Origin of the sequence: Burkholderia sp. AU33803 (genome assembly GCF_002223095.1) — a bacterium.
Taxonomy (GTDB): domain Bacteria; phylum Pseudomonadota; class Gammaproteobacteria; order Burkholderiales; family Burkholderiaceae; genus Burkholderia.
This window is the reverse complement of sequence record NZ_NKFJ01000006.1, coordinates 1,247,632-1,265,029: the sequence shown is the minus strand read 5'-3', so window position 1 is coordinate 1,265,029 and position 17,398 is coordinate 1,247,632. Positions and strand designations below refer to the sequence as shown.

The following is a 17,398-nucleotide window of genomic DNA, read 5'->3' as shown; positions in this document are numbered from 1 at the left end:
CGGCCGCAATCTGCCCGCATCCTAGCATTCCGGCACGGCCGCCAGCGACCGAAACCGCCGGGTATCGCGAACCGCGCATCGTCATCCGCGTCGTCATCGTCCGGTCACGGCCGCCGCAGGTCGAGCGTGAACGGGAATTCGCGGCTCGGCGCGGCAGCCGCGACATCCATCCGCCCCGGCGTATGCCCCATCTCGACGAAGCGCGCGAGCCGGCGGCTCTCGGCTTCGTACGCATTGACCGGGAACGTCGCGTAGTTGCGCCCACCCGGATGCGCGACGTGGTAGCGGCAACCGCCGAGCGAGCGCTGCAGCCACGTATCGACGATGTCGAACGTGAGCGGCGCGTGCACGCCGAGGGTCGGATGCAGCGCGGACGGCGGCGACCACGCCTTGTAGCGCACGCCCGCGACGTATTCGCCGACGGTGCCGGTCGGCTGCAGCGGCAGCGCGCGGCCGTTGACCGTCACGACGTGCCGGTTGTCGTTCAGGCCCGTCACGCGCACTTCGAGCCGTTCGACCGACGAATCGACGTAGCGCACCGTGCCGCCGGGCGCGCCCTCCTCGCCCATCACGTGCCACGGCTCCAGCGCGCCGCGCAGCGACAGCTGCATCCCGTTCACCGCGATCTGGCCGAACAGCGGGAAGCGGAATTCGAAGTGCGGCGCAAACCACGCCGGATCGAACGCGAAACCGGCATCGCGCAGTTCGGTCAACACGTCGTCGAAATCCATCTGAAGAAACGCGGGCAGCATGAAGCGGTCATGCAGCGCGGTGCCCCAGCGCGTGAGCGGCGTCGTGTACGGCGCGGCCCAGAAACGCGCGACCAGCGCGCGCAGCAGCAATTGCTGCACGATGCTCATCCGCGCATGCGGCGGCATCTCGAACGCGCGCAGTTCGAGCAGGCCGAGCCGGCCGGTCGACGAGTCCGGCGAATACAGCTTGTCGATGCAGAACTCGCTGCGGTGCGTGTTGCCGGTCACGTCGATCAGCAGGTTGCGCAGCACGCGGTCGACGAGCCACGGCGGCATGTCCTGCCCGAACAGCAGCTTGTTGCGCTGGATCTCGGCGAACGCGATGTCGAGTTCGTAGAGCTGGTCGTTGCGCGCCTCGTCGACGCGCGGCGCCTGGCTCGTCGGCCCGATGAAGAGCCCGGAGAACAGGTAGGACAGCGACGGATGGTTGTGCCAGTACGCGATCAGGCTCGCGAGCAGGTCCGGGCGACGCAGGAACGGGCTGTCGGCCGGCGTCGCGCCGCCGAGCACGAAGTGGTTGCCCCCGCCCGTGCCGACGTGGCGGCCGTCGACCATGAACTTCTCGCTGCACAGCCGCGATTGCCACGCGGCGTCGTAAAGGAATTCGGTGTGGTCGACGAGCTCGTCGAAGTTGCCGGCCGGATGGATGTTCACCTCGATCACGCCGGGATCGGGCGTCACCTGCAGCAGCTTCAGCCGCGCGTCGCGCGGCGGCGGATAGCCTTCCAGCACGAGTTTCACGCCCAGCGCGTGCGCGGTCAGCTCGATCGCGCCGAGCAGCTCGAGATAATCCTCGAGCGCGGCAAGCGGCGGCATGAACAGGTACAGGATGCCGTTGCGCACTTCGACGCACAGCGCGGTGCGCGTGATCCACGCGGCCGATTCGAAACGCTCGGGCTGGCGACCCGGATCGCGCGCGGCCGGCTGGCCGTTGCCGGCCGTGCCGTCGTCTCGCCACTGCATCACGGTCTGCGCGGATGCCTCGCGATGCACGCCGGACAGGTAGCGCGGCGCATCGGCCGGGCCTGCGTAGCGCGCGCGGATCGCGGCGGCATCCGGCAGCGCGTCACGCGGCGCGAACGGGTCGCGCTCGACGAGATACGGATAGTCGGCGCGGCTCGCCCACGGCAGCGAATCGAGCGGCAGCCGATAGCCCATCGGCGAATCGCCGGGCACGAGGTACATCCGCTCGTCGCGGAAGAACCACGGGCCCGTCTGCCAGCGCGGGCCGTCGAGGCCGGGCGCGGCTTCCGTACGCTTGACCGGCAGCACGTAGCCGACCACGCTGTCGAGTTGCTGCTCGAAGACCTTGCGCAACCGCGCGCGTTCGAGCTCGTCGTCGAGACGCGAGTCGAACGGGTCGACGTTGACCGGCAGCCGGCGCTCGCGCCACAGGTAGTACCACACGTCCTCGTAGCCGGGCCGGATGAATTCGCCGGTCAGGTTCAGCCGCGCGGCGAGCGCGTCGATGAAGCGCTTCGCGTCGTCGGTCGTATAGGCGGACGGCTCGCGCTCGTCGGCGAACAGCGACGGATCGTGCCACACGGGCTGGCCGTCGGCACGCCAGAAGATCGACAGCGCCCAGCGCGGCAGTTGCTCGCCCGGGTACCACTTGCCCTGCCCGAAATGCAGGAAGCCGCCGTCGCCATATTCCGCGCGCAGCCGCTGCACGAGTTCGGTCGCGTAGCCGCGCTTGGTCGGGCCGAGCGCGTCGGTGTTCCACTCGGCGCCGTCGCGATCGTCGATCGACACGAAGGTCGGCTCGCCGCCCTGCGTGAGCCGCACGTCGCCGGCCGCCAGCGCGCCGTCCACCTGCGTGCCGAGCGCCAGCACGCCATCCCATTGCGATTTCGTGTACGGCTTCGTCACGCGCGGCGATTCGTACACGCGCGTCACGGTCATCTCGTGCTCGAACGACACCTCGCACTCGTCGATCAGCCCCTCGACCGGCGCGGCGCTGGTCGGCTGCGGCGTGCAGGCCAGCGGAATGTGGCCTTCGCCGGCGAGCAGGCCGGAGGTCGGATCGAAGCCGATCCAGCCGGCGCCCGGCAGGTAGACCTCGCACCATGCGTGCAGGTCGGTGAAGTCGACCGACGTGCCGCTCGGGCCGTCGAGCGACTTCACGTCGGGCGTCAGCTGGATCAGGTAGCCCGACACGAAGCGCGCGGCGATGCCGAGATGACGGCACAGCTGCACGAGCAGCCATGCGCTGTCGCGGCACGAGCCCGAGGCCCGTTCGAGCGTCTGCTCGGGCGTCTGTACGCCCGGCTCCATCCGCACGAGATAGCCGATGTCGCGCTGCAGTTGCTGGTTCAGCGCGACGAGGAAGTTCACGGTGCCGGCCGGCGTGCGGTCGACGCCGTCGAGATACGCGCGGAACAGCGCCGACCCACTCGCCTGCGGATCGCACACGAGATACGGCGCGAGCTCGGTCTTCAGCGCGTCGTCATAGCTGAACGGGTATTGCTCCGCGCTGGCTTCGAGGAAGAAGTCGAACGGGTTGTACACCGACATCTCGGCGACGAGATCGATCGTGATCTCGAAGTGCTCGGTGCGCTCCGGAAACACGAGCCGCGCGAGATAGTTCGAGAACGGGTCCTGCTGCCAGTTGATGAAGTGCTGCGCGGGCTCGACCGTCATCGAATACGCGAGGATCGGCGTCCGGCAGTGCGGCGCGGGCCGCAGGCGCACGACCTGCGGGCCGAGATTGACGAGCCGGTCGTAGCGATAGCGGGTGGTGTGATGCAGCGCGACGTGGATGGACATGGGAGCTCGGTTCGGGTTGGGCCGGCCGCGCGCCGCGTCGCGCTCGATGCGACGCGGCACCCCGGCCTGGCGGATTCGGCGAAAACGTGCGCGAGGTCAGACGAGCTCGGGCGTCTGCACGACGCTGATCTCGACACCGACGGCCGTCGCGCCGAGCCCCGTCACCGGCTGCGCGTCGCGATAGTCGAGGCCGACCGCGATGCGCACGTAGCGCTCGTCCGGGCAGCGATTCATGAACGGATCGAACCCGACCCAGCCGAGCCCCTCCACATACGCCTCGGCCCACGCATGGCCAGCGGGCTGCTGCGTCAGCCCGGCCGCCTGCGACTGCGCGCCGTGCGCCGGCTGCGGCATCCCCTGCGATTGCGACTGGGATTGGGACTGCGCGGCATGCGATGCACCGAGCACCTGCTGCATGCCCTCGCCGCTCTGCAGCGCGAGCGCTTCTTCCTCCTCGACGTCGCCCGCGTTCTGCTTCGCGTCGGCGATGCGCTGCATCGCGCTGTCCGCCAGCACGTAACCCGAAATGTAGCGCGCGGGAATCTTCAGCACGCGCGCGGCCGCGATGAACGCATGCGCATGGTCGCGGCTCGTGCCCTCGCCGCTTTGCAATGCGGTTTCCGCGTCGACCGGAGCGTCGGCGGCCAGGTTCGGTGCATACGCGATGCGGTCGTGCACTTCCGTCATCAGCCAGTGCAGCGCGTCGAGGCTGTGCGGTTCGATCGGCAGCGCTTGCGCCAGCGCGCGCACGGTGTCGCCCGCCTTCGTCAGCGCCGTTTCGCGCTCGAAGATCCACGGCGGTGCATAACCTTCAGGATGACCGAGTATGCCCGCGCGGTCCTGCGTCTCGACGACGCCGGCCGCGACGACGACGATCTCGGCCTTCGCGCCGCGGTCGTGCCGCACGAGGTCGATCCGGTTGCCGAGCCCGTCGGCATAGGACAGCGACGGCTCGACGCCGTCGATCGTGACCTGCCACGCGCGCACCGTCTGCCCGGGGCCCGACTGCGGGCGCAGCCGCAGCCGTTGCAGCGCATGGGTGGCTTGATCGTCGAACTGATAACGCGAGATGTGTCGGATGGCGAGTCGCATGGCAAGTCTCAGTCGAAGTTGTAAGCCTGGGCGATTTCGAGCCCGAGGCTGTTGTTGCGGCCGATGAAGTCGGTCAGGAACTCGTGCAGGCCGCTCTTGAAGATCCGCTCGACCGAGGTATCGGACAGCATTTGCAGGATCTTCGTGGCCGTGTCGTGACACGGGTGTGTCACGCCGTAATCCTTTGCGAGCAGGTTCAGGCTCGACACGACGCGCCCGTAGCAATAACGCAGCGATCGCGGCATGCGGCCGTTCAGGATCAGGTAGTCGGCGATGTTCATCGGCTTGTACTGCACGTCGTACACCCAGCGGTACGAACGGTGCGCGGCGACGCAGCGCAGGATCGTCTCCCACTGGTAGTTGTCGAGGATCGTGCCGACGTGCGACACCGACGGCAGCAGCAGGTGGTATTTCACGTCGATGATCCGCGCGGTGTTGTCGGCGCGCTCGACGAAGGCGCCGATCTGCGCGAAATCGAAGATCTCGTTGCGCAGCATCGTGCTGTAGAAGCTGCCGAGGATCAGCGCGGTTTCGCGCTTCACCTGGTCGAGCACGGCCGGCAGCTCGCTCTCCGGCACCGGCTGCGCGAGCGCGCGGCGCAGCGCGAGCCACGCACCGTTCACGCTCTCCCATGCCTCGCGGGTGAGCGCCGTGCGCACCATCCGCGCGTTCGAGCGCGCGGCGTCGATGCACGACAGCACGCTGGACGGGTTGTCGCGGTCGCGCAGCAGGTAGTCGGTCACGGTTTCGGCCGCATACGCGTCGTATTTCTGCCGGTAGCCGTCGTCCGTGCCCGAGCTGACGAGCACCGACGACCATTCGGCCGGCGCGTCGGACGTGCGCGTGAGCGCCATCCGCAGCCCGGCATCGACGATGCGCGCGATGTTCTCCGCGCGCTCGATATAGCGGTACATCCAGTAGAGACCGCTTGCAGTACGTCCCAGAAGCATCTCGTGTCCACTCCGTCTTCGTTCGGTTGGCGCCCCGGTCGCGGGGCGCGCGGTCGCGTCCGGCTCAGTCGGCCAGCACCCAGGTGTCCTTGGTGCCGCCGCCCTGGCTCGAGTTGACGACGAGCGATCCCTCCTTCAGCGCGACGCGCGTCAGCCCGCCCGGCGTGATGCGGATCCGGTCCGACACCAGCACGAACGGCCGCAGGTCGACGTGGCGCGGCGCGAGGCCGGCTTCGGTCAGGATCGGCGTCGTGGACAGCGCGAGCGTCGGCTGCGCGATGTAGTTCGCGGGGCGCGCGCGCAGCTTCGCGGCAAACGCTTCGAGCTCGGCCTTCGACGCGCACGGCCCGACCAGCATCCCGTAGCCGCCCGAGCCGTGCACTTCCTTCACGACCAGTTCGTCGAGATGGTCGAGCACGTATTTCAGGCTGTCGGCTTCGCCGCAGCGCCAGGTCGGCACGTTCTCCAGCAGCGCCTTGCGGCCCGTGTAGAACTCGACGATCTCCGGCATGTACGAGTAGATCGCCTTGTCGTCGGCGATGCCGGTGCCGGGCGCGTTCGCGATCGTGATGTTGCCCGCGCGGTACACGTCCATGATCCCCGCGACGCCGAGCACCGAATCGGGGCGGAACGTGAGCGGATCGAGGAACGCGTCGTCGACGCGGCGATACAGCACGTCGATCGGCTGGAAGCCTTCGGTCGTGCGCATCGCGACGCGGCCGTCGATCACCTGCAGGTCGCTGCCCTCGACGAGATGCACGCCCATCTGGTCGGCGAGGAACGAATGTTCGTAGTACGCGGAATTGTGGATGCCGGGCGTGAGCACGGCGACGGTCGGGTTGTCGGCATTGCCGCCCGGCGGGCACACGGCCGCGAGCGACTGGCGCAGCATCTGCGGATAGGTCTCGACCGGGCGCACCTTCACCTGCTGGAACAGCTCCGGGAAGAGCTGCATCATCGTCTCGCGGTTTTCCAGCATGTACGACACGCCGGACGGCGTGCGCGCGTTGTCCTCCAGCACATAGAATTCGTTCTCGCCGGTGCGCACGATGTCCACGCCGATGATGTGCGTGTAAACGTTGCCGGGCGGCCGGAAATCGATCATTTCCGGGATGAACGCCTCGTTGTGCGCGATCAGGTGCTTCGGCACGATGCCCGCGCGGACGATTTCCTGGCGGTGGTAGATGTCGTCGAGGAACGCGTTGAGCGCCATCACGCGCTGCTCGATGCCGAGCGACAGCCGGCTCCATTCGGCGCCCGAGATGATGCGCGGGACGATGTCGAACGGAATCAGCCGCTCGGCGGCCTCCGCGTCGCCATAGACGGCGAACGTGATGCCCGTCTTGCGGAATACGCCTTCCGCGTCGTAGGCCTTCTGGGCGAGGCTCGCGGGATTCTGCGTGTCGAGCCACTGCTTCAGGCGCGCGTAGGGCGCCCTTACCATGTCGCCGGATTGCAGCATTTCATCGAATGGCTTCATCGATCTTTTCTCCATCGATCGTTTTCCCCGGCATTGCGCATGCCGGACCGGCGTAATGAATGCTTTGCAAGGAACGTGCCTTGCGCGATCCCCTCGATATCCCCCCGTTTTTGCGCCGCGCCGGGCACGCCCGCGCGGCATTGCGCACCATCACGGTGCAGCGTCCGACGCAACGGGCGACGACGGTGCGTCGCCGGCGCGCACGGTTCATGCTGCGCCGCGTCTGTCGAACATAGTTCCCCCGCGTGTCACGAATGTGCAATCTGCACTGCACAAAAAACGGCTCGCCCCGGCATCGGGCCACCGGAACGAAAGACTGGGAAGGCGGGCCGGCACGCGCACGGCGCAACCGGCCCTGGGGGAAGTACCGTCTGCGGCCGCACCGGCAGTTCGACGCGATGAACTGTCCGGTTAGCCGGGTCCGGCACCTCAACGCTATGCAGCCGTAATCCCGCCGACAACGCCCATGCATATTTCGACTGACACCCATCGAAAAAAAACATCGGGCCGAGCGGCGCGAGGCGCGGTACGCTAGAACGTTCGTGCAGCACACGGTGCCGCCGCCTTTCAGGCGCCCGACTATAAAAAGCGAAGATCGAAATGGAAGCAAAGTGGCTGGAAGATTTCCTGAGCCTTGCGGATACCAAGAGCTTTTCCCGGGCCGCGCGTAACCGGCACCTCACGCAATCGGCATTCAGCAGACGAATAGCGGCACTCGAAACCTGGATGGACGCGAAGCTGGTGGACCGGAGCATCAACCCGATCACGCTCACGCCAGCCGGCCAGATGTTCCGCGGCCTCGCCGCGGACATCCTGCGCAGCATGTATGCGGCGCGCAATCTCGTGAACGGCTACGACCAGTTCGCGGCCAGCGACCAGGTCGTGCGTTTCGCGGTGGCCCATACGCTCGTCTTCACGCTGTTTCCCGAATGGCTCAAGCAGCTCAACGGCGAAGTCGGCCACGTCACCGCGCGCGTCAACGCGGTGAACGTGCCGGAAGGCGTGCAGCAGCTCGTCGAAGGTGAATGCGACCTGCTGCTCGGCTATCACCATCCGCAGCTGCCGATCGTGCTCGACCCGAACCACTTCCCGTTCGTCAGCCTCGGCGTCGAACGGATCCTGCCCGTGTCGACACCCGATGCGCGCGGCAAGCCCGTGTTCCAGTTGCCGGGCACCCCCGAGGCCCCGCTGCCGCTGCTCGCGTATTCGTCGGGCGCGTTTCTCGGCAACATCGTCGAGATGCTGCTGCTGAACGCCACCGAGCCGTACGTGCTGCATCGCTGCTTCGAGACGCACATGTCCGAGGCGTTGAAGGGCATGGTCGTGGCCGGGCACGGGATCGGCTGGCTGCCGGAAAGCTGCGTCGCGAAGGAACTCGCGGAAGGCACGCTCGTGTGCGCGGGTTCCGGCGACTGGATCACCGAGCTCGAAATCCGCCTGTACCGGTCGGCCCGCAAGCGCGGGCTCGCGGCCGAGCAGCTGTGGACCTACATCATGAACCGGCCGCGCACGGCGGTCGAAGGGGCCGCCGGCGCGGCCGAACCCGCAGCCGCACCGGCGATGCGCATCGCCCGGCGCAGCGCGGGCGGCAGCCGCTGATCGTCGCGTTCGCGTCGTTCCCGTGGACGACGCGAACGCAGTCCGGTTGGCGGAAATCCGATATGCGCGTGCATGCGCGCAGCGCCGCTTCCCGGAGTACACGACCCGCTTTTCGGTAGCAAGCGACGATCCCGCTTTAGCCTGAAAAATGCCCGTTCCGGACGCGTAATCGATATCAGACGAATCGCAATCGTTTGCATTCCGAAGATGAACTTTTTACGTCCGACAGCGCACACCGGCATTTTCAGTCTGATTATCTGGACAGAAATAACCTGTTACAGAACAAATTAAAAGTTTCGATTTACCTGTAACAATCTAAACTACCGACAACACCTCTTCCGCGTTTCATATTGCGCGACCTGTATCTGGATCGATATCAATTCTGCCGGGACACAGTCGCAAAAATTCCTTTTATCAGTCGTTATTTTTCGGCACGAATGTCGATACATCCGACGTGATTCAATGCGTGCAGGATCATCGCTACCGAATAGCAATTTTCATATTCGGCAATATCGACTTTCTTCATAGTTAAGAGAATCATACAAATCCGTCGTTATCCTATTTAAATAGGATCATTTAACGGCGTCCCATTCAGGCCACACGCGGTTGTTGGTTCAAAAGCCATCGTGTATCAATAGCGTGTCGCAAAAAGAACGTTGGCAAATCTGACTCGGAATAAATGCTCGCCATTCATTCCGGATGGGAGGTTGCGATGTCTTCCTCGTTTCGACAGCATGCTCGCCCTTTGCTGGGCGTCTTCATCTGTACGCTCTGCATGAATGCAACGGCCCAGACGCTCGCGTCCCAGCCACCCGCATCCGCGCCCGCGCCTGCATCCGGCCCGGGTGGGGATCGCTACGTCATTTCGTATATCTGCGGCGATGCGCGGATCGACGGTACCGCGCCGCTGCCGCCCGACGGCCGGCCGTACAACCTGGGTGTGTCGTTTGCTTCGGCCAAGACGGGGCAGCCGCTCTCCAACGTCCAGGTGCGCCTGCGGCGACATGGCCGCGTGCTCGTCGAATTCAATGCGTCGGGGTCGCGTTGCCTGTTCAGCGTGCCCGATGCGAGCTACCGGGTCGAAGGAACCTATCAGGGCGCGACCCAGTTCGCGATCGTCGAAACCGGTGCGCTGACCACGCAGTTGAAATGGTGAGCGCCATCTGAGCGCACCCCTCACGTCTTGCATCACACCGTATCGAACCGAGGAGACATGAATGACGCGTGCAGAACGACAGGACGGCTCGCCCGCCCACCAGCCGAAACCCTCCTGGGGTCCCGGAAAGAACGCGGCGCTCAGCTTCGCCGCATTCGCCGCGATCTTCGGCATCTTCGCGTACGCCGAACGGGACACGACGGTTGGCCATGCGAGCGTGACGCACGACATTGCCGGCGCGATCGGCACCGCCGTCGGGAAAACCCGCAACGCGATCATGACGCTTGCGTCGAGGGCAACCGCAACCGGTACGTCCGGTACATCGGCCGAGCCCGGGCCAGCCGCGACACACGCGCAGGCCTCACCGCCCGCGCCGCTGCCGCAGATCGCGTCGACTTCGGGTGCGCCCGAGGTCTCCACCGTGCCGCCCGTCACCCTCGCGGTCAAACCGGACACCGCGCCGCAGTCCGCCCCCCACGCCGTCGCGAAACAGCGGCAGTCGGCACACGCGCCGCCCGTGACGCTCGCGGCCGGTACGCATGCGGCATCGGCCTACGGTCGCGCCGCCACGCGGCACGGCGCCGCGCCCCGTGTGCAGCGCGCCGAAGCGCTGGCCGGCACGAGCAGGCGCATGGATTTCGCGCCCAAGCCCCGACCGTATGGCACCGACACCCTGCGCATGCAGACGGCCAGCATCACGCATGCGGAGCTGGAAAGCGCGCGTGCGCTGGCGAAGGCACGCTCGTGCGCGGTGATCGACGAATGGGACTGTGTGGAACACAACGCGAGCCGGGCGCTCGCGATCGACCCCAGGAACAGCGAATCGCGCGCCTTGCTCGGTCAGGCGATCCGCAACCGGCTGTAAGTCGGGTCCGCATCGCCGGGCGCTCGCAGCCCGGCCGCGCGACTTGCGACGACATGCGTCGTCACGCGGGCCACCGACGTGATCGTTTCAACAGGAGGACACCTCGTGGACAACAATCGGAAACAACAATGCACCACCGTCGCTCCGTCCAGCCGACGGCTCCTCCAGCATGCGCCGCTGGTGTTGCTGCTCGTCGCGTCCGGCCCCTGCTTCGCCGCCGACGGCGATCCGGAAGCGGGCCGCGTCAATGAATTCGCCGGGACCCACGGCGCCCCGGATGCGGTGCCGCGCGGTGCGCAGCCGACGGTCGTGTCGATCCAGATTGCCCAGGCCGAGGTCCCCCCGCCCCCGCATGCGCCGACGCCGATCGCGCAGGCTTCGGATGCGTCGATGCAGATCGCGCAGGCGTCGAACCCGCAGCCGCCGACCCTGCCGACCACGATCGTAGTGGAACCGGAGGCGCCGCAATCGAGCGCCGCGGCACCGGATGCGCGATCGACGGAGTCGGCGCATGCGGCGAATACGGCGAATACGCCGGCACCGGTCGCGCACACATCGACAGCGCCGATGCTGCTTGCGCAGGCCGAGAACGCCCGCCCGCCCGAAGCGACGACGTCTGCCGCCTCGACGATGTCCGACACGTCCGCCTCCCCTTCGCCGACGCCGATCGCGCCGCCTTCGGCCACCCCGCCGAAGCGCGAACAAGCCGCACCCGCCACGCCGCCGCTCGCGCCGATGCAAACCGCGCAAGTATCCGGCACCCCGATGCCGAACTCGCCCGCGCCCGTTCCCCAGATGCCTGGCGCGCCGCCGCCGTCGTCCCCGGCGCCGAACGCGCAGACGCCCGGCGCCCAGCTGCCCGGCGAGCCGACCCAGCGATCGCAGGGGCCCGACGTCGAGACGCCGAATGCCCAGGCACCGAACCTGCGTACCGCCGACGTCGAGACCGTGCGCAACGACGTGTTCGGCCTCGCGGCGAGCGGCGGCGCGGTCAAGGCGCTCGATGAAGCGAAGGCCCGCCCCGATGCGTTCTCCGCCGTCGACATCGCGCAACTGGAAGAACTGTCGATTCGCCAGCAGGTGCGCGGCGGCCGCGACAAGTCGCGCTCGATGACGAGTGCCGACCGCTTCGACGGGATCGACAACGCACTGCGCGCGGCAGACGACCTCGACAAGCGGATGCCGGCCACGCCCGAGTACACGCCGGTCAGGACTGCGCTCGCGGGCGACCGGACGGTCGCCCTTGCGGCACGCGGCGACATGAAGCAGGCCGTCGCGACGTTCGAGACGATTCCGTCCAACGCGGAAATCTCGATCGACGCGCTGGCGGCCGTGGGCGACGCCTACCTGTACCTGAGCGAACCGGGCAAGGCGAATGCCGTGTACCAGCGCGCGCTGAAGCAGGCGACCGCGTCGCCGACGGATCGCGCGACCCGCGGCTTCCAGTACGGCGAGCGCACGCGTCCGATCGAACTGCGCGAAGGGCTGTTCTGGTCGTACGTCGACCAGGGACGCGCGGCGGACGCAAAGCGGGCGCTCGACGACATGGGCGCGTCGCTGCCACCGGCCAAGCAGGTGACCAACGTCGGTCCGGGAGAAAGCGACTATCTGCGCTACTACCGGCTGCGTGCGCAATACCTGGTCTTCACGGGCCACCCCGATGAAGGGATCGCCGCACTCGAAGAACTCGAGAAAGAGGTGCCGTTCAACGCGGAGGTTCGCGCCGCGCACGCCGACGCAGTGTCGGGCCAGGCGCATCCGCGCCAGGCGATCGCGATGTATCGCGCGTCGCTGACCGACCACCCCGACAGCGTCGAGATGCTCGCGGGCCTCGGCCGCGCGTCGCTCACGGCCGACGACTACGCGACCGCGAAGTACGTCGACCAGACGCTGGACAATACGTTCCCGGACAGCGGCGCCGTGCGGGGCTTCAAGCGCGACTACAACGCGTACCGCAGCCCGGTGTTCACCACCGACCTGAGCTTCGAGCACGGCAACAGCGCACTGGCCGACAACAGCTTCACGTCGGACAGCTACCTCTATTCGCAACCGTTCGGCGACAACTGGCGGGTCTTCGCGCACACGTTCTACGGCCATGCGCAAACCGACGGCGGCAGCGTCAGCCGCACGCGCACGGGCATCGGCGGCGACTACCGGCACGGGCCGCTCACCGTGCAGGGCGAAGTCACGCGCTCGCTCGGCGGGGACGGACGCACGGGCGGCCGCGGATCGATCGCGTATGCGCTGAACGACTACTGGACCGTCAGCGGCGGACTCGATTCCAACGACAACTCGCTGCCGTGGAAGGCGTACGCCGCGCACATCTGGGGCCGCTCGGCGAACGTGTCGGTGGTGTATCGCCAGAACGACCGTCGCGAGGTCAAGCTGAGCTACGGCGTGAGCCGCTACAGCGATTCGAACTTCCACCAGGAGATCTCGGCGACCGCCACGCAACGCGTGTACACGACCGCCACCCAGCAGGTCAACGTCTCGCTGGATCTCGGCACCGACAGCAACACGCGCACGAACGCGCCCTACTTCAGCCCGGGCCGCGACTACGCGGCCGCGGCCACCGTCATGCACCAGCTGACGCTGTGGAAGAAGGGCGACATGGGGCTGCAGCAGCGCGTCTCGGTGTCCGGCGGCATGTACAACGAGCGCGGCTTCGGCACCAGCGCCCTGTGGAGCGCGCGCCTCGAGCACGCGTGGACCTTCAAGCACGACATCACGCTGAGCTATGGCGTGGAGGTCAGCAGCCACGCGTACGACGGCCAGCGCGAACGCTCCGAAACCGGCTTCATGTCGGTCAACCTGCCGTTCTAGCAAGGAGATCGAGCCATGCTGCAATCCAGACGGACCTTCATGTGCGGATGCATGGGCGCATTTGCCGCCTGTTCGCTGTTTCCGGGCGTGACCAGCGCCAGGATGATCGACCTGCTTCCGCCGTCCGATCCGGCCGACGGCAAGACGTTTCGCGTGATCTGCATGCATGACGTGCGCGACAACCTGATGGCGACGTTCAACTCCGGTACGGCGATGGTCGACGCGTTCGCGGTCGATACCGGCACGCTGACCGCCATCTTCTCGTGGCTGCAGACCAACAACTACCACACCATCACGGTCAAGCAGATCGAGGAGTCGCGGCACGGCGGCAAGCCGCTGCCGCCGCGCTCGGTGCTGCTCACGTTCGACGACGGCTTTCGCAGCCATTACACGAAAGTGCTGCCGCTGCTCGAGCGCTTCAAGTATCCGGCGGTGATGGGCCTCGTCACCGCGTGGATCGACACCCCGCCGGATACGCCGATCCGCATCAGCGACAAGGTCCAGGTGCCGCGCGACTATTTCCTGTCGTGGGACGAGGTGAAGAAACTCGGCCAGTCGGAGTTCGTCGAGCTCGGTTGCCACACCCACAACCTCCATCACGGCGCGGTCGCGAATCCGCAGGGCAACGAATTGCCGGCGACCACGTCGCATCTCTACCTGCAAGACCAGAAGCGCTATGAAACCGACGCCGAATTCGAAGCGCGCGTGCACAACGACCTGCAGACTTGCGTGCGGCAGATCCGCGAACGCACCGGCATCGTCGCACGGTCGATGGTGTGGCCATACGGCGCGGAAAACCAGCCGGTGCGCCGGATCTCGACGTCGCTCGGGATGGACATCCAGTTCAGTCTCGATGCCGGCCCGAATACGCCGGACGTGCCACTGGACCGGTTGCGGCGGATCCTGATGATGTACGACGTCGACATCGGCGGGTTCGAGCGCTCGATGCGCGAGCCGGCGTCGAACCGCGGCGACGTCGACGTGCCCGAGCGCACCGTGCAGGTCGATCTCGACCAGGTCTACGATCCGGACCCCGCGCGGCAGGAAGCGAATCTCGGCAAGCTGATCGAACGCATCTACCGGATGCAGCCCAAATCGGTGTACCTGCAGGCGTATGCGGACCCGAAAGGCACCGGCGTGGCCGAATCCGTGTATTTCCCGAACCGGCACCTGCCGATGCGCGCCGACCTGTTCTCGCGTGCCGCGTGGCAGCTCAATACGCGCGCCAACGTGCAGGTGTACGCGTGGATGCCGGTGCTCGCGTTCCGGCCGCCGGCCGACAAGCTGCGCGGGCTCGAGGCCGTGAGCGCCTACGGCGGTGCGCCGGCCCGCGAGAACGGCACGCGCACGTTCCGGCTGAGCCCGTTCGACCCGGATGCGCGGCTGATGATCCAGCAGGTCTACGAGGATCTCAGCAAGCACGCGTCGTTCAGCGGCATCCTGTTCAGTGACGACGCGGTGCTCGACGACTACGAGGATGCGGGCCGGCACGCGCTGCGCATCTATTCGCAATGGGGGCTGCCGGCCGACGTCGGCAAGATCCGCGAGAACCCCGACCTGCTGAAGCGCTGGACCCGGCAGAAGTCGCGCTACCTGATCGACCTGACCAGGCAGCTGGAGCAGATCGTGCTGGCCCATCAGAACGTGGGCGACGTGCTGACCGCGCGCAACATCTTCGCGATGCCGGTGCTCAAGCCCGAATCGGAAGCGTGGTACGCGCAGAACTACGACGATTTCCTCGCCAGCTACGACTACGTCGCACTGATGGCGATGCCGTACATGGAGCAGGCGAAGGATCCCGAAGGCTGGCTGGACCAGCTCGTGAAAGCCGTGCACGCGAAGCAGCGCGGGCTGCAGCGCACCGTGTTCGAACTGCAGTCGTACGACTGGCACGCACAGAAGCCGGTGCCGGCCAGCACGCTGCTCGCGCAGATGCGGCGGCTGCGCAGCGAAGGCGCGGTGAATTTCGGCTACTACCCGGACAACTTCCTGAACGGGCAGCCGGAACTCGACGCGATGCGCGACGTGATGTCGCTGAAGTCGCGCCTCGACCCGACCTCGATCAACGCGCTGATGCAACAACATACGCAGGGGACGAAGACGCCATGACCACCCACAGCATCATCCAGCGCCTGCAGGATTTCGTCTTCTACTACCCGTTCTTCATGTCGTACCTGTGGATGATCGGCGGCGTCGTGCACTACTTCCTGCTCGAGGAAGGCCGCGAGCTGTCCACGCGGACGATCGCGTCGAGCGGCATTCCGAAGATCTCGATCGTCGTGCCCTGCTTCAACGAAGCCGCGAACGCGCGCAGCGTGATCAGCCACCTGGACCGGATGCAGTATCCGAACTACGACATCATCGCGGTCAACGACGGCAGCCAGGATCGCACCGGCGAGATCCTCAACGAGCTGGCCGTCGAGATCCCGCGGCTGCTCGTGATCCATCACGCGCGCAACGAAGGCAAGGCGGTCGGGCTCACGACCGCGGCGGCCGTGTCGAACGCGGAATACCTGCTCTGCATCGACGGCGATGCGCTGCTCGCGCACGACGCGATCGGCTGGATGCTCGAGCATTTCCTGACCGATCCGGGCGTCGGCGCCGTGACCGGCAACCCGCGCATCCGCACGCGCACGTCGCTGCTCGGCCGCATGCAGGTCGGCGAATTCTCGTCGATCGTCGGGCTGATCAAGCGCACGCAGCAGGTGTACGGTCGCATCTTCACGGTATCCGGCGTGATCACGATGTTCCGCAAGACCGCGCTCGCCGACGTCGGCTACTGGAGCTCGGACATGCTGACCGAGGACATCGACATCAGCTGGAAGCTGCAGTGCCGCGACTGGCGCGTCGTGTACGAGCCGCATGCGCTGAGCTGGATCCTGATGCCCGAGACGGTGAAGGGCCTGTACCGGCAGCGGCTGCGCTGGGCGAAGGGCGGCATCCAGGTGCTGATGAAGTACGCGGGCACGCTCGCGCGGCCGACGCAGATGATGATGTGGCCGCTGTTCGCCGAGTACCTGATCGGCATCGCATGGGCGTACTCGATGACGTTCATCCTGCTGCTCGCGCTCATCAATGTCGTGTACCCGCTGCCGCAAGACTGGCACGTATCGGTCGTGCCGCACTGGCACGGCATGCTGCTGGTCGCCACCTGCATCCTGCAACTGATCATCGGCAGCATGATCGATCGTCGTTACGACGAAAAACTCCTGATGTATTTCCTGGACACCATCTGGTATCCCGTCGCCTTCTGGCTGATCAGCATGATCACCACCGTCGTCGCCCTGCCGGCCATCGTGCTGCGGGGCCGCGGCAAGCGGGCCGTATGGGTCAGCCCCGACCGAGGCATTCAACATGAAGAACGCACCGATTATTGACCTTTCCCTGCGCGCACCGCGCGAACTGATCGCCGAGCGCGGCCGCGTCGTCGGGTCCGTGCTGACCATCTGGTTCCGGCTCCTGCGGCCGGCGCTGGTGGGCGCCGTGTGGGCATCGATCTGCATCTACACGTACCGCTACCTGCTGCCGTTCAATCCGGCCGAGATGCCGATCGAGCAGATGGTGTTCTACGCGACCAGCATCGCGCTCATCGCGGGCACCATCGTCATGTGGCTGATCGCCGGACGCGTCGTGCATCCGCTGGCCTACCGGCTGCGCGTGTCGAAGATGCTGCGGCGCTCGGCCAGCGCGAAGGTGCGCTCGGTGCCGCCGACCGTGCTGGCAAGCGCCCGCCGGCGCGGCGCGCGGCGCACGACGCGCATTCTCGTCGCGTCGCACGACGCGAACGGCTCGATTTCCGACATCGAATGGGTAGCCCATGCGGGGCCGCAGCCCCGCGAGTAGGTCAGCGGAGACGCGTCGCTGCGCACGGGACGTCATTCGTGCGACGCGGCGCCGCTCCAGATACCGTGCTGC

The 17,398-nt window shown here is 66.8% G+C and carries 11 protein-coding genes; 7 read left to right on the top strand and 4 right to left on the bottom strand.

Annotation, left to right across the window (positions count from 1 at the left end; all coding sequences use genetic code 11):
- Positions 1–104: 104 nt before the first annotated feature.
- The 4 genes from CFB41_RS22975 to CFB41_RS22960 all read right to left on the bottom strand — a co-directional run bounded on the left by CFB41_RS22975 (position 105) and on the right by CFB41_RS22960 (position 7,040).
- Positions 105–3,518, bottom strand: a complete 3,414-nt coding sequence (locus tag CFB41_RS22975) for a DUF2126 domain-containing protein (protein WP_089458963.1) — start codon at positions 3,516–3,518, stop codon at positions 105–107.
- Positions 3,519–3,614: 96 nt separating this feature from the next.
- Complete coding sequence (locus CFB41_RS22970; RefSeq protein WP_089457988.1) at positions 3,615–4,610, bottom strand: transglutaminase family protein; 996 nt, start codon at positions 4,608–4,610, stop codon at positions 3,615–3,617.
- Positions 4,611–4,618: 8 nt separating this feature from the next.
- Entirely contained in the window at positions 4,619–5,560 is a 942-nt protein-coding gene (locus CFB41_RS22965; RefSeq protein ID WP_089457987.1) for an alpha-E domain-containing protein, read from the bottom strand.
- Between the two features lie 64 nt (positions 5,561–5,624).
- Positions 5,625–7,040 carry a circularly permuted type 2 ATP-grasp protein gene (locus CFB41_RS22960; RefSeq protein ID WP_046547558.1) on the bottom strand — a complete coding sequence of 472 codons (1,416 nt, stop codon included), beginning with the start codon at positions 7,038–7,040 and terminating at the stop codon, positions 5,625–5,627.
- Between the two features lie 600 nt (positions 7,041–7,640).
- Here CFB41_RS22960 and CFB41_RS22950 point away from each other — a divergent pair.
- The 7 genes from CFB41_RS22950 to CFB41_RS22915 all read left to right on the top strand — a co-directional run bounded on the left by CFB41_RS22950 (position 7,641) and on the right by CFB41_RS22915 (position 17,326).
- Complete coding sequence (locus CFB41_RS22950) at positions 7,641–8,639, top strand: LysR substrate-binding domain-containing protein (RefSeq protein WP_089457985.1); 999 nt, start codon at positions 7,641–7,643, stop codon at positions 8,637–8,639.
- Between the two features lie 712 nt (positions 8,640–9,351).
- Complete coding sequence (locus tag CFB41_RS22940) at positions 9,352–9,795, top strand: hypothetical protein (protein WP_089457984.1); 444 nt, start codon at positions 9,352–9,354, stop codon at positions 9,793–9,795.
- Positions 9,796–9,856: 61 nt separating this feature from the next.
- On the top strand, positions 9,857–10,660 hold the full coding sequence (locus tag CFB41_RS22935; protein ID WP_089457983.1) for a hypothetical protein: 804 nt from the start codon (positions 9,857–9,859) through the stop codon (positions 10,658–10,660).
- Between the two features lie 105 nt (positions 10,661–10,765).
- On the top strand, positions 10,766–13,483 hold the full coding sequence (gene pgaA, locus CFB41_RS22930) for a poly-beta-1,6 N-acetyl-D-glucosamine export porin PgaA (RefSeq protein WP_089457982.1): 2,718 nt from the start codon (positions 10,766–10,768) through the stop codon (positions 13,481–13,483).
- Positions 13,484–13,501: 18 nt separating this feature from the next.
- Positions 13,502–15,592 carry a poly-beta-1,6-N-acetyl-D-glucosamine N-deacetylase PgaB gene (gene pgaB, locus CFB41_RS22925; RefSeq protein WP_089443355.1) on the top strand — a complete coding sequence of 697 codons (2,091 nt, stop codon included), beginning with the start codon at positions 13,502–13,504 and terminating at the stop codon, positions 15,590–15,592.
- The gene (pgaC, locus tag CFB41_RS22920; protein WP_089442799.1) at positions 15,589–16,860 is read left to right on the top strand and encodes a poly-beta-1,6-N-acetyl-D-glucosamine synthase; all 1,272 of its coding nucleotides are present in this window, start codon (positions 15,589–15,591) and stop codon (positions 16,858–16,860) included. The genes pgaB and pgaC overlap by 4 nt, the downstream gene beginning before the upstream one ends.
- Positions 16,838–17,326 (top strand): Biofilm PGA synthesis auxiliary protein PgaD, encoded by a 489-nt coding sequence (locus CFB41_RS22915; protein ID WP_089442800.1) that lies wholly within the window; start codon positions 16,838–16,840, stop codon positions 17,324–17,326. Before pgaC ends, CFB41_RS22915 begins: the two co-directional genes overlap by 23 nt.
- Positions 17,327–17,398 lie beyond the last annotated feature (72 nt).